This is a genomic window from Micromonospora deserti, assembly GCF_003236335.1.
Classification (GTDB): domain Bacteria; phylum Actinomycetota; class Actinomycetes; order Mycobacteriales; family Micromonosporaceae; genus Micromonospora; species Micromonospora deserti.
This window is the reverse complement of sequence record NZ_POUB01000179.1, coordinates 1-12,707: the sequence shown is the minus strand read 5'-3', so window position 1 is coordinate 12,707 and position 12,707 is coordinate 1. Positions and strand designations below refer to the sequence as shown.

Sequence of the window (12,707 nt, the reverse complement as noted above, 5' to 3'; positions counted from 1 at the left end):
GCGGGTGAGTATGGGTGAGGTGGGGCGGAGCACGTCGGAGGAGCCGTGGCCGGTCCGGGTGGTGAGCCAGAAGGTCGGCGCCTGGATCGCCCGGCTGGGCTGGGTGTGGGTGGACGGGCAGGTCGCCCAGATCAGCCGCCGGCCCGGCGCCACCACCGTCTTCCTCACCCTGCGTGACCCGTCGGCGGATCTCAGCCTCACCGTCACCACCAATCGCGACGTGCTCGACGCCGGCGCGCCCGAGCTGCGCGAGGGTGCCCGGGTGGTGCTGCACGCCAAGCCCGAGTTCTACGCCGCCCGGGGCACGCTCAGCCTGCGGGCCGACGAGATCCGCCAGGTCGGCCTCGGTGAGCTGCTGGCCCGGCTGGAGAAACTGAAGAAGCTGCTCGCCGCCGAGGGGCTGTTCGACCGGGCCCGCAAGCGCCGGCCGCCGTTCCTGCCCAACCGGGTCGGCCTGATCACCGGGCGCGCCTCGGCGGCCGAGCGGGACGTGCTGACCAACGCCCGCCGCCGCTGGCCCGCGGTGGAGTTCCGTACGGTCAACGTGGCCGTGCAGGGACCGTCCGCGGTGCCGCAGATCGTCGACGCGCTCCGGGTGCTCGACGCCGATCCGACCATCGACGTGATCATCATCGCCCGGGGTGGCGGCAGCCTCGAGGACCTGCTTCCCTTCTCCGACGAGGCGCTCTGCCGGGCGGTCTTCGCCTGCCGCACGCCGGTGGTCAGCGCGATCGGCCACGAGACGGACGCGCCGCTGCTCGACTACGTCGCCGACCTGCGGGCGTCGACGCCGACCGACGCGGCCAAGCGGGTGGTCCCGGACCTCGCCGAGGAGGTACGCCTCATCCGGCAGGCCCGGCACCGGCTGGAGCGGGCGGTCCGCAACCTGGTCGACCGGGAGTCGCACCGGCTCGACGGGCTGCGCTCCCGGCCGGTGCTGGCCCGCCCGCAGGTGATGGTCGAGCAGCGTGCCGCCGACCTGGCGGCGTTGCGCCAGCGGGCCGGGCGCTGCCTGGACCACCGGCTCGCCGCCGCCGCCGACGACCTGCGGCACACCCTGGCCCGGCTGCGCGCCCTCTCCCCCGCCGCCACCCTCGACCGAGGGTACGCGATCGTGCAGCGCGCTGACGGTCACGTGGTCCGCGCCGCGTCCGAGGTCGGCAAGGGCGACCCGCTGCGGGTACGCCTCGCCGAGGGGGAACTGGCCGCGACGGTGGACGGGTGACCAGTACCCGGGCATCCCGCGCCGGACGGGTGGTCGGCGCCGCGGGTCCGGTGTGGTGGGATGGTGGGCGATGACTGACGAGATGAAAGCCGCCCCGGACGAGCGGCTCAGCTACGAGCAGGCCCGCGCCGAGCTGGCCTCGGTGGTCGAGCGGCTGGAGGCCGGGGGCACGTCGCTGGAGGAGTCGCTGGCGCTCTGGGAGCGCGGCGAAGCGCTGGCGGTGATCTGCCAGCGCTGGCTCGACGGCGCGCGTGCCCGCATCGACGCCGCCCGTCAGGAATCCACCGACTCCTGACGCCGCCCCCGCGACCGGCGCGGGTCCGCGGCACGCGGACGTCCGGTCGCTCCTTTCCTGTTCCCCGCCGCCCCGTCGCACAATCACCGGACTGTCCGGTTCCCTCCGACAGGCCACCCGCCAGAAACGCGCAACGGGGCAGCCCGGCCGTCCCGTTCCGCCGTCAGGATCTACTGGAACATCTCGTACGTCTGCTCGGACGCCTCGATCACCGTGGTCAGCCGAGGGACCCGGCAGGTGGTCAGCCGAGGACGCGGCAGGTGGTCAGCCGAGGGACGTGGCCAGGTGGCGCAGCTCGTTGTCCCGGGCGTCACCGACCACGATGACCGTGCGGTTCGGCTCCAGCAGCACCAGTGCCTGCTCGTTGCCCCGGGCCGTGTACCGCTGCCAGGTACGCCCACCGAGGTCGGTCTGCCCCTGCGGCTGCCCCTGGTCGGTCAGCTCGGTCGGCAGCAGCCGCTCCGGCGGCACGCTGCTCTGCACCAGCTGGGCGCCTCGCCCCTCCGGGGTGAGGTAGCCGAGCCGCAGGCTCGACCCGCGCTCGGCCACCTGGTAGCTGGCACTGACCGTGCGCCAGCCGTCACCCAGCCCCGGCGCGCTCACCGGGAACGCGTTCGCCGCCCGGGCCTGCTCGATCGCCGGCGCCGGGTCCACCGTGGTCGGCTGGTCGCCGCCGAGGAAACCCCGGTAGAAGGCGAGCAGCAGCGCGATCGGGATCAGCAGCACCAGCAGGGACAGCGCCATGTCCTTCGGTGACCGGTCGGACCTGCCGGCCTCCACCGCCGCCGGGGGCGCGGGCCGCTCGCCCGTCTCCGCCGCGGCGTCGGCTGGCCCTACCCCGGAGGGCCCGGTCAGGGCCGGCTCGCCCGCCGATACGGGCGCGACCGGGCCTCGCTCGACCAGGGCCGGCTCCCCGACCGTGCCGGCGGACCGGGCCGGCCCGTCCTCGCCGCCGACGTGGGCTGCGCCCGTGGGGCGGGGCGGGTTCGGGGGACCGGTCGGGGCGGCTGGTGGCCGATCGTCCGGCGGCGTCTGGTCGGCGGGTACGCGATCGGCAGGCTGTGCGGGTTCCACCCTGCCATCTTCGCAGCCGCTCCACCGGCGGTATCCGGGCCATCACCGCCCCGCCCGGACAGCGGGTCGGCCACCGTGTGAGGATCAGCGGCAAAGCCGGCAGGGCGACGCGCACCACGCCGGTCCACCCCGCACCGTCGCGAGGAGGAGCCGTCATGACGAACACCACGACGCGGGTACCGCAGGATCTCGACCGCAACCTTGCCCTCGACCTGGTCCGGGTCACCGAGGCCGCGGCGATGGCCGCCGGCCGCTGGGTCGGCCGGGGCGACAAGGAGGGCGGCGACGGGGCAGCCGTCGACGCGATGCGCAAGCTGATCAACTCGATCCCGATGCGGGGGGTCGTGGTGATCGGTGAGGGCGAGAAGGACAACGCCCCGATGCTCTTCAACGGCGAGGCGGTCGGCGACGGCACCGGCCCGGAGGTCGACGTCGCGGTCGACCCGATCGACGGCACCACGCTGATGAGCAAGGGCATGCCGAACGCTCTCGCCGTGCTGGCGGTCGCCGAGCGCGGGGCGATGTTCGACCCGAGCGCCGTGTTCTACATGGAGAAGCTCGCGGTCGGCCCGCTCTACGCCGACGCGGTGGACATCAACGCCGGCGCGGCCGACAACCTGCGCCGGATCGCCCGGGTCAAGGGCGGCGACGTCTCCGAGGTCACCGTCTGCGTCCTCGACCGGCCCCGGCACAACGACCTGGTCGCCGAGATCCGGCGGGCCGGCGCGGGCATCCGCTTCATCTCCGACGGTGACATCGCGGGCGCCATCGCCGCCGCCCGCGGCGAGTCGGACGTCGACGTGCTGATGGGCGTCGGCGGCACCCCGGAGGGGATCACCGCCGCCTGCGCCCTGAAGTGCATGGGCGGGATGATGCAGGCCAAGCTCTGGCCGCGCGACGACGAGGAGCGGGAGAAGGCCCTCGCGGCCGGGCACGACCTGGACCGGGTGCTCACCACCGACGACCTGGTCACCGGGGACAACTGCTTCTTCGTGGCCACCGGGATCACCTCCGGCGACCTGCTGCGTGGCGTCCGCTACCGGGCCGGTGGGGCGTACACCCAGTCGATCGTGATGCGGTCCAAGAGCGGCACGATCCGGGTGATCGACTCGTACCACCGGCTGGAGAAGCTGGCGCTCTACTCCGCCGTCGACTTCGACGGGCGTCCGCTGGCCGAGCAGGAGTGAGCGCAACCGGGACGACGGCCCCGCCGGGCACCGGCCGGATCGTCGGCGTGGGGCTCGCCACCGCCTCGGGCGTCGCGGTGGCCGTGCAGTCCCGGATCAACGGCGAGTTGGGCGTACGCCTGGCCGACGGGATCGCCGCCGCGGTGGTCTCCTTCGGCCTCGGCCTGCTGGTGCTGCTGGCGCTGGTTCCCGCCACCCCCGGCGGGCGGCGGGGCCTGGCCGCCCTGCGCGGCGCGCTCTCCGCCGGAACGCTGCGACCCTGGCAGTGCCTGGGTGGCGTCTGCGGCGCGTTCCTGGTGGCCACCCAGGGGCTGACCGTCGGCGCCCTCGGCGTGGCGGTGTTCACGGTGGCGGTGGTCGCCGGTCAGTCTGGCAGCAGCCTGGCCGTCGACCGGGCCGGGATCGGCCCGATCGGGCGTCAGCCGGTCACCGCCCAGCGGCTGGCCGGCGCGGCGCTGACCGTGGTCGCGGTCCTGCTCGCCGTCGGCGACCGGCTGGGCGACCCCCGTGCCCTGGCGCTGGCTGTGCTGCCGTTGCTGGCCGGGGTCGGCATCGCCTGGCAGCAGGCGGTCAACGGCCGGGTACGGACGGCCGCCGGCAGTGCCCTGACCGCCACGCTGGTCAACTTCACCGTCGGCACGCTGGCCCTGCTGGTCGCCTTCGCCGTCGACACCGCGGTGCGGGGCTGGCCGGCCGGGAGCCTGCCGGCGGAACCCTGGCTGTACCTCGGCGGCCCGATCGGCATCGTGTTCATCGCGATCGCCGCCGCGATCGTCCGCTTCACCGGCGTGCTGCTGCTCGGGCTGGCCACCATCGCCGGTCAGATCGTCGGCGCCGTCCTGCTCGACCTGCTGCTGCCCACGGCCGCCTCGCACCCGGGGGCCACCACCCTGCTCGGCGCGGCGCTGACCCTGGTCGCGGTGCTGATCGCCGCGCTCGGTCCGCCGCCGCGCCGCCGCTGAACCCGACGGGCGGCCGCGGCCGGGCGGCTGAACGCTCTGGTGCTCGGCGTGCTGGCGGTCGCCACCGTGGCGGCATCGAGCCGATCGAGGAGCTGCCAGCGGCGCCACGCCGCGCGGCGGTCCGGCAAACCGCCGGCGTCCACTCCGCAGGGGTGGCGGCCGGCGCGACGAGGTCAGGCGGCGGCGGGCGTCCGCAGCGCCCCGGCGGTCTCGACGAGCGCGTCGTCCAGGGACGTCGGGTGGATGCCGAAGGTGGCGGTGGCCGCCGTGGAGTCGAGCAGGAACGGCCGGTCGAACTGGTAGGCCATCTCCCACAGCTCCCGCACGGTGGGGTTGACCAGGCCGCCGAGCCGGAGCACCGGCCGGGGCATCCGGGTCAGCTTCGGCGCCGGCGCCCCGGCCAGGGCCGCCGCCCGGGCGGCCAGCGCCCGGACGGAGGCCGGCGGCGGGCTCGGCACGTGCCAGGCCCGGCCCCAGCCGCGCTCGTCAGTGGCCACGGTGACCAGGGTGCGGGCCAGGTCACCCACGTACGTCCAGCTGTGCGGGGCGTCCAGGTCGGCCGGCACCACCGCACGCCGGCCGCGCAGCACCGGGGCCAGCACGAGCAGCGTCCCCACCGACTGCGCGCCCGCGCCGAGGTAGTCCGCGCCGCGTACCTCGGTGATCCGCACCCGGCCCGCCTCGTGGGCGGCGAGCGCGTCCGCCCACATCCGGACCCGCACCTGGCCCTTGACGCTGCTCGGCCGCAGCGGCGTCGACTCGGTCATCGCGCCCTTCACCGGCCCGTAGCCGTAGAGGTTGCCGGCCGTGGCGAGCACCGCGCCGTTCCGCTCGGCGGCGGTGAGCAGCGCGGCGGCGAGCGGCGGCCAGTCGGTGGTCCACCGGTGGTAGGCCGGGTTGGCGCAGTTGTAGAGCGTCGCCGCTGCGGCGGTGAGGGCGGTGAGCCGGTCCGCGTCGGTCGCGTCCGCCGCCACCCGCTCGACGGCCGGGTGTTCTGGGCCGCCGCCCCGGCGGGTGATCACCCGCACCCGCTCACCCCGGTCGGCGAGGAGGCGGGCAGTGGCGGTGCCGACCGGTCCGGCGCCGACGATCACGTGCAGGGCCATCAGGGCCGCCTTTCGTATCGACAATCTAATCCGAGAGCAGCGCTCTCGATACGGACCAGCATGCTCCTCCGGTCACCATTCCGTCAAGAGCGGTGCTCTCTGTTTTGATGTGCGCTCTCGCACGTGGCAGGGTGAAACCATGTCCGCACCCTCGATCCGCGCCCGGGTCCGCGCCCAGATGATCGACGAGATCAAGGCGGTGGCCCGCCGACACCTGGCCACCGACGGCGCCAACCTCTCCCTGCGGGCGGTGGCCCGCGACATGGGCATGGTGTCCTCGGCGGTCTACCGCTACTTCCCCTCCCGGGACGACCTGCTCACCGCGCTGATCATCGAGGCGTACGACGCACTGGGCGAGGCGGTGGAGGCGGCGGACGCCGCCGCCGACCGCCACGACCCGCGCGGACGCTGGTTCGCGGTCTGCCGGGCCGCCCGGGCCTGGGCTCTCGCCCACCCCGCCGAGTACGCGCTGCTCTACGGCAGCCCGGTGCCCGGCTACGCGGCGCCGGACGACACCATCGGCCCGGCCCAGCGGCCACCGCTGACCCTGGTCGGCATCCTCCGCGACGGGCTCACCGCCGGGCTGCTCACCCCGCCGCCGGAGGCGGAGCTGCCCGACCCGGTCCGCGCCGACCTCGCCGAGCTCCGGGAGGCGTTCTTCCCCGACGTCCCCGAGGCGCTGCTGGCCCGGGGGATGGCCGGCTGGACCCAGCTCTTCGGGCTGATCAGCTTCGAGCTGTTCGGCCGGATCAACCGCTCGCTCGCGCACCGCGACGCCTACTTCGACCACCAGACCGGCCTGATGGCCGACCTGATCGGCCTGCCCGGCTGAGCCCCCGGAGCGCCGGCAGCCGGGTCAGCTGCCGTCGGAGGAGTGCCCGGGGAAGAGATGGGCGCTCGGGTCGATCGCCACGGCCGCATTGTTCACCGCCGTGGCGGCCTCACCGAAGCCGGTGGCGATCAGCCGCACCTTGCCCGGGTACTCGGTGATGTCGCCCGCGGCGAAGACCCGGGGCAGGTTTGTCGCCATGGTGCTGTCCACCACGATGTGCCGCCGATCCAGCCGCAACCCCCACTCGGCGAGCGGGCCGAGGTCGGCGGTGAACCCGAGCGCCGCCACCACCGTGTCGACCGGCAACGTCTCCGCGGCGCCGCCGCGTACGGTGATGTCGGCGCCGATGACCTTGCCGTCGCCGTGCAGGCGGGTCACCTCGGCGTTGACCACCACCCGCACCGGCAGGGCCAGCACCCGGGCGACGGTGGCGGCGTGCGCGCGGAACTTCTCCCGGCGGTGCACCAGGGTCACCGAGCTGGCCAGCGGCTGGAGGGTCAGCGCCCAGTCGAACGCGGAGTCGCCGCCGCCGACGATCAGCACGTCCCGCCCGGCGAGCTCGGTCGGCTGCGGCACGAAGTAGACGATCCCGGTGCCGGCGAAGTGCTCGGCGGCCGGCAGCGGGCGGGGCGTGAAGCTACCCAGCCCGCCGGTGATGATCACCGCTCCGCAAACCAACTGCTCGCCCCCGGCGAGGCCGAGCACCGGGCGGCCGTCGGCGTGGGAGAGCTTCTCGGCCCGGATGCCGAGCAGGTAGTGCGGGCTGAACGGGGCGGCCTGCGCGACGAGGTTGGCGACCAGGTCCCGCCCCTTGATCGCCGGGAAGCCGGCCACGTCCAGGATCAGCTTCTCCGGGTACATCGCGGTGACCTGGCCGCCGGGTTCGGGCAGCGCGTCGACGACCGCCACGCTGAGCCCCCGGAACCCGGCGTAGTACGCCGCGAAGAGGCCGGTCGGACCGGCCCCGATCACCGCGACATCGACCTCGCGCATGGGCGTACCGTCGCTTTCCCGTCGAAGGGATCAACGCGTGCTGATCTCGACGGTAGGCCCGGGAACCTGCCCGGGCAAGCATGTCTCACGGGCCACGCGGGCGCCGGGCGCGGCGGGCTCAGGACAGGGTGAGACTGGACTCCGGGTGGTACGGGCCGCCCAACTCCGGGCGCCGGCGGCGGAAAACGATCGCGGCCACCACCCCGCCGAGCAACCCGAACAGGTGACCCTGCCAGGAGATCCGCTCGTCGGTGGGGAGGATGCCGACCAACTGCCAGCCGTAGAGCAGGCCGACCAGCAGGAAGACCGCGAAGTTCCACCAGCTCCGTTCGACGATGCCGCGGGTGAGCAGGATGCCGAGGTAGCCGAAGATGACGCCGCTCGCGCCGACCACCACTGAGTTCGACGAGCCGGTGAACCACACCCCCAGCCCGCTGACCAGGACGATGATCAGCGTGGACCAGAGGAACCGGCGGGCGCCGGCGGCGAGCACGAAGGTGCCGAGCAGGATCAGCGGGATGCTGTTGCTGTAGAGGTGGTCGAAGCCGTGGTGCAGGAACGGCGAGAAGAAGACCCCGTCCAGCCCGTCGACGCGCTGCGGGATGATCCCCGCGGTCGCGTCCAGGCCGGCCGCCAGCCCCTGGTCGATGGCCTCGATGAGGAAGAGGAACGGCACCACCGCGCACATGGCGACGAAGGCCCGGCCGAGCGCGGCGTAGAACGCCTCGCTGCCGAACCGGTGCGGGTCGCCGCTTCCCGGGTGCAGGGTCACCTGTCAACAGCTATCAGGTGTCGGCGACAGCCGCCACTTTTGCGCGCCCTTCGAGACGCGCGAACGGCGGCGGGGAGTGGGGCCGCCCACTCTCCCCGCCGCCGGCGATCGATCAGTACCAGCCCTCGTCCTGGGAGTGCCCCCAGGCCTTGCACGGGGTGCCGTACCGACCCTTGATGTAGCCGAGGCCCCACTTGATCTGCGTGGCCGGGTTGGTCTGCCAGTCGTCCGCGACCGAACCCATCTTGCTGCCGGGCAGCGCCTGCGGGATGCCGTACGCCCCGGAGGAGGAGTTGCGGGCCTTGTGGTTCCAGCCGCTCTCCTTCGTCCAGAGCTTGTCCAGGCAGGGGAACTGGTCGATGCCGAAGCCCGCGTCGAGCATCAGCGCGCAGCCGATCTCCCGGTTACCGCTGTACTCCGAGCAGGACTCCGGGATCGGCCCGTCGTACGGCTTGCTCGCGGCCTTCTCGGCGGCGTCACGGGCGGCCTCCTCCCGGGCCTTCTTCCGCGACGCGGCGGCGGCCTCGGCCTCCCGGGCCCGCTGGGCGGCCTCCTTGGCGGCCGCGGCGGCGCGCAGCTTCGCCTGGTACTCGGCGGCCCGCTGCTTGGCGGACTGCATCTGGTACGCGGCCTGCCGCTCGCGCTGGTAGTCGAATTCGGCCCGCTCGACGGCGACGCCGACCTGCGCGGTCAGGCCCTGCTGCTGGGTTTCTCGGTCTTCGCCCAGGTAAAGGCCGCCGGCAACGCCCACGGAGAGCAGCGCGACAGCGGCCGTGCGGGCGCCGAACCGGCTCCACAGCCGACTCACGAAGTGATCCCTTCGTCGGGGGCAAGGACACGGCACGGCGCCACGCCGCTGCGGGGGGATCCGCGCCGCGAGCGCCCCGACCCGGTGCCGGTCGCAGCCGACGTACCGGCGTCCGTTGATGTCGTGCGTCCTGTGACGAACGATCACCGACGATCTTTCCGGTACGTGGGCGCTCGTGGGACACCATCGCGCACGGTGAGGCCGATGGGAAACCAACAGCCCCAATTGTGACTTGCACCACAAGAAAAATCCGGACAAACTGCTACATTGAGGCCATCAGGTCGCGGCGTCCTCCAGCAAGTCCGTCACCATCGCGGCGATGGGAGAACGCTCCGAACGGCTGAGGGTGACGTGGGCGAACAGCGGATGGCCCTTCAGCGCCTCGATCACCGCGGTCACCCCGTCGTGCCGGCCGACCCGCAGGTTGTCCCGCTGCGCCACGTCGTGGGTGAGCACCACCCGGGAGCCCTGACCGATCCGGGAGAGCACGGTCAGCAGCACCCCGCGCTCCAACGACTGCGCCTCGTCCACGATCACGAAGGCGTCGTGCAGGCTCCGGCCCCGGATGTGGGTCAGCGGCAGCACCTCCAGCAGCCCGCGCGAGGTGACCTCCTCGAGCACGTTCTCGTGCACCACCGCGCCGAGGGTGTCGAAGACCGCCTGCGCCCAGGGCGACATCTTCTCCGTCTCCGAGCCCGGCAGGTAGCCCAACTCCTGCCCGCCGACGGCGTACAGCGGACGGAACACGATCACCTTCCGGTGCCGCCGGCGCTCCATCACCGCCTCCAGGCCGGCGCAGAGGGCCAGCGCCGACTTGCCGGTGCCGGCCCGCCCGCCGAGGGAGACGATGCCGATCGACTCGTCCAGCAGCAGGTCGAGGGCGATCCGCTGCTCGGCCGAACGGCCGTGCACCCCGAACGCCTCCCGGTCGCCGCGGACCAGCCGTACGGTCTTGTCGGGCAGCACCCGACCGAGCGCCGAGCCCCGGGCCGAGTGCAACACCAGGCCGGTATGGCAGGGCAGCCCGGCGGCGACGTCCAGGTCGAGCGTCTCACCGGCGTAGAGCTGGCCGATCTGCTCCTCGCTCAGCTCCAGTTCGGACATCCCGGTCCAGGTCGGGTCGCTGGCCTGACCGTGCCGGTACTCGTCGGCGCGCAGGCCCACCGAGGCGGCCTTGACCCGCAGCGGCATGTCCTTGCTGACCAGGGTGACCTCCCGCCCCTCGGCGGCGAGGTTCAACGCCACGGAGAGAATCCGGGCGTCGTTGGACTCGGTACGGAAGCCCGGCGGCAGCACGCCGTCGTCGGTGTGGTTCAGCTCCACGCGCAGCGTGCCGCCGGAGTCGTTGGCCGGCACCGGCCGGTCCAGCCGGCCGTGCCGCACCCGCAGCTCGTCCAGCATGCGCAGCGACTGCCGGGCGAACCAGCCCAGCTCCGGGTGGTGCCGCTTGCCCTCCAACTCGGAGATGACCACCAGCGGGAGGACCACCTCATGCTCGGCGAACCGGTGGAACGCCGCCGGGTCGGAGAGTAGGACCGAGGTGTCCAGGACGAATGCCTGGCCCGCTGGTCGGGGCTCCCCGGTGTCGGCCGGCGCGGCGGACGCCGTGCGGCGGCTCCGGGTGGCGCGGCGGGTCGTGGCAGTCGCGGCCGGGGTCTGGTCGGCACCGGCGGTGGTACGGCGAGTCGTCACAGGCCTGCTCCGGCGGATGGGCACCCGGCCACCCGCGGTCCGCCTCCTCCGGTGCCCGGGGACACGGGGTCGGATGCGGGCCCCGTGCGCGAGGTCGCAGGTCCGGGCTTGCCGGCTGGCCCGGGACAACCCCGTGCCATGCCTAGACGCTAGCCGCGTCCGACCGTCCCGGCTAGAGGGCGATCGTGGATCTCCGGGACCGGCGCGTGAACAGCCTGAGGCGCTGGCCCCGGGCCCAGGCCGCGGCGGCGGTTTCGGGCAGGCCGCCGCCCTGACGGGCCCAGGCGGCGACGATCGGGCTCGGTCCGGCGGGCCGGGCCACTACGGCGGGCCGGTGGCCGACGGCGGAACCGGCCGGGATGCATGCCCCCTGCGCGCATCCCGGCCGGCGGGAACCACTGTCACCGGTCTGACGTGGTCCCGACGGTGCGCGTCCGCCGCGGACGACGCACCGCGCCACGGGTGCCGGCCGGCGGGGTTTCGGGTGCCCCGTCGGCCGGACTCAGCCGGTCCGTCGGGCCAGGGCGCCGGTCGGGTGCCGCCCGGTGACCGGGGCGGCCGGCGCCGTGAACGACGAGCCGGTGTAGGTGGTGCCGGGGCGGACGACCATGCCGGTGACCTGGCTGGTCGTGGTGGTCGACGGGGTCGACAGCGCCGAGGCGATCGCCGCCTGGGCGTCCCGGCGACGCCGGTTCCAGGCCCCCCGGTCACCGTCGAAGTAGCCCTGGCGGTAGCCGAACCGGTAGCCGATGCGGTAGCTGAGCTGGCCGTGCAGCCGGCCGGCGGCGTAGCTCGTGGCGCCGAGGACGAGGACGAGGAAGACCGCGAAGAAGGGGCTCATCCGGCCGCTCCGGCGGGCCGCGGGTGCCGTGTCATCGTTCCTCCGGCTCGACCGAGGAGGGATCGGCGACGAGGAGCCGGTCCAGGTCGTCGGTGCTGACCTCCTCGACCAACTCGACGCTGATCCGGCAGCCGTCAAGGACGACCTCGGCCACCGAGGAGCGTCGGATCTCGCCGCCGGCGTCGTACACCCGGACGCTCAGCTCAGGGCAGCCGAGGTGGGTGCGCCAGGCGTTCCACTCGGCACGGTCACCGACACTGAGCGACAGGTAACGGCAGCCGCGGGCGAGGTAGAGGCGCCAGGGCGCGCTCAGCCCCACGGCCACTCCCTCGGCGATCAGGCCGAAGGCCTGGGCACGGGTGGCGAGTTCGGTCACCACACCCCCCTCGGGCCGGGGGCGTGACGCATGTGAGCACCGATCGTCTCATGCACGTGACACACCGTAGATTGTCCCATGGGCGTGACGGTATCAGCTTTCCGTCCGTTTACCCCCGCACCTACGTACATCTATTCTGCCCAGGTGACACCCCTCAGAAGCGGAGCCGGATCGTTTACCCGCAAGGAGCACACGCCGTCTCGTATGCGTGACAACAGCGTGCCAGGGCGCCTGACGCGGGCCGAGGGGCCGTACGGTCACGACGTGACCGAGACGGCCAATGCACGGAAGATCGCCTTCGCCACCTTCGTCCGCCGGGCACTCGACGAGGCACGGGCGACGCGGGCGTGGAGCGGCACCGAGGTCTCCCGGCGCACCGGCGTGTCCCGGCAGACCATCAACCGATGGGTCCGCGGCGACTGGGCCAGCGACCCGGAGGCCGAACGGGTGGTCGCGTTCTGCGAGGGCCTGGGGCTCAACCCGGCGCTGGCCTTCGCCGCGCTCCGCTGGGACCGCACGGCCGCGCCCCGCAACGCCCCGGCCC

Annotated in this window: 14 protein-coding genes; 6 read left to right on the top strand and 8 right to left on the bottom strand. The window is 73.8% G+C overall.

Features of this window, described 5'->3' with window-relative positions:
* The first annotated feature begins 10 nt into the window (after positions 1-10).
* Together xseA and C1I99_RS21965 are read left to right on the top strand one after the other, a co-directional pair.
* On the top strand, positions 11-1,225 hold the full coding sequence (gene xseA / locus C1I99_RS21970) for an exodeoxyribonuclease VII large subunit (RefSeq protein WP_111136106.1): 1,215 nt from the start codon (positions 11-13) through the stop codon (positions 1,223-1,225).
* A gap of 70 nt (positions 1,226-1,295) precedes the next feature.
* The gene (locus tag C1I99_RS21965) at positions 1,296-1,520 is read left to right on the top strand and encodes an exodeoxyribonuclease VII small subunit (RefSeq protein ID WP_111136105.1); all 225 of its coding nucleotides are present in this window, start codon (positions 1,296-1,298) and stop codon (positions 1,518-1,520) included.
* Positions 1,521-1,784: 264 nt separating this feature from the next.
* On the opposite strand, the gene C1I99_RS21960 is transcribed toward C1I99_RS21965, so the two are convergent.
* A complete protein-coding gene (locus tag C1I99_RS21960) occupies positions 1,785-2,594 on the bottom strand; it encodes a DUF4245 domain-containing protein (protein ID WP_111136104.1) in 810 nt (269 codons plus the stop codon).
* Between the two features lie 155 nt (positions 2,595-2,749).
* Between C1I99_RS21960 and glpX the strand changes: the two genes are divergently transcribed.
* A complete protein-coding gene (gene glpX / locus C1I99_RS21955; RefSeq protein ID WP_111136103.1) occupies positions 2,750-3,781 on the top strand; it encodes a class II fructose-bisphosphatase in 1,032 nt (343 codons plus the stop codon).
* Positions 3,778-4,743, top strand: coding sequence for a DMT family transporter (locus tag C1I99_RS21950; RefSeq protein WP_111136102.1), 966 nt, complete (start codon positions 3,778-3,780; stop codon positions 4,741-4,743). Before glpX ends, C1I99_RS21950 begins: the two co-directional genes overlap by 4 nt.
* A gap of 173 nt (positions 4,744-4,916) precedes the next feature.
* On the opposite strand, the gene C1I99_RS21945 is transcribed toward C1I99_RS21950, so the two are convergent.
* Entirely contained in the window at positions 4,917-5,849 is a 933-nt protein-coding gene (locus C1I99_RS21945) for an NAD-dependent epimerase/dehydratase family protein (RefSeq protein ID WP_111136101.1), read from the bottom strand.
* Positions 5,850-5,988: 139 nt separating this feature from the next.
* On the opposite strand from C1I99_RS21945, the gene C1I99_RS21940 reads away from it, so the two are divergent.
* On the top strand, positions 5,989-6,681 hold the full coding sequence (locus C1I99_RS21940; RefSeq protein WP_111136100.1) for a TetR/AcrR family transcriptional regulator: 693 nt from the start codon (positions 5,989-5,991) through the stop codon (positions 6,679-6,681).
* 24 nt (positions 6,682-6,705) lie between these two features.
* Here the strand turns inward: C1I99_RS21940 and C1I99_RS21935 are convergent, their stop codons facing one another.
* The 6 genes from C1I99_RS21935 to C1I99_RS21905 form a co-directional block, all read right to left on the bottom strand.
* Complete coding sequence (locus tag C1I99_RS21935; protein WP_111136099.1) at positions 6,706-7,674, bottom strand: NAD(P)/FAD-dependent oxidoreductase; 969 nt, start codon at positions 7,672-7,674, stop codon at positions 6,706-6,708.
* A gap of 118 nt (positions 7,675-7,792) precedes the next feature.
* Positions 7,793-8,446, bottom strand: a complete 654-nt coding sequence (locus C1I99_RS21930; RefSeq protein ID WP_111136098.1) for a rhomboid family intramembrane serine protease — start codon at positions 8,444-8,446, stop codon at positions 7,793-7,795.
* A 112-nt stretch (positions 8,447-8,558) separates the two neighbouring features.
* Positions 8,559-9,254, bottom strand: a complete 696-nt coding sequence (locus C1I99_RS21925) for an aggregation-promoting factor C-terminal-like domain-containing protein (protein ID WP_111136097.1) — start codon at positions 9,252-9,254, stop codon at positions 8,559-8,561.
* A 276-nt stretch (positions 9,255-9,530) separates the two neighbouring features.
* A complete protein-coding gene (gene phoH2, locus C1I99_RS21920; RefSeq protein ID WP_111136096.1) occupies positions 9,531-10,946 on the bottom strand; it encodes an RNA 5'-3' helicase PhoH2 in 1,416 nt (471 codons plus the stop codon).
* 502 nt (positions 10,947-11,448) lie between these two features.
* The gene (locus tag C1I99_RS21910; protein ID WP_111136094.1) at positions 11,449-11,787 is read right to left on the bottom strand and encodes a hypothetical protein; all 339 of its coding nucleotides are present in this window, start codon (positions 11,785-11,787) and stop codon (positions 11,449-11,451) included.
* Between the two features lie 31 nt (positions 11,788-11,818).
* Entirely contained in the window at positions 11,819-12,163 is a 345-nt protein-coding gene (locus C1I99_RS21905) for a hypothetical protein (protein WP_111136107.1), read from the bottom strand.
* A gap of 264 nt (positions 12,164-12,427) precedes the next feature.
* Here C1I99_RS21905 and C1I99_RS21900 point away from each other — a divergent pair.
* Positions 12,428-12,707, top strand: a 280-nt coding sequence (locus C1I99_RS21900) for a helix-turn-helix domain-containing protein (RefSeq protein WP_146604016.1), incomplete at its 3' end; no start/stop codon positions are given.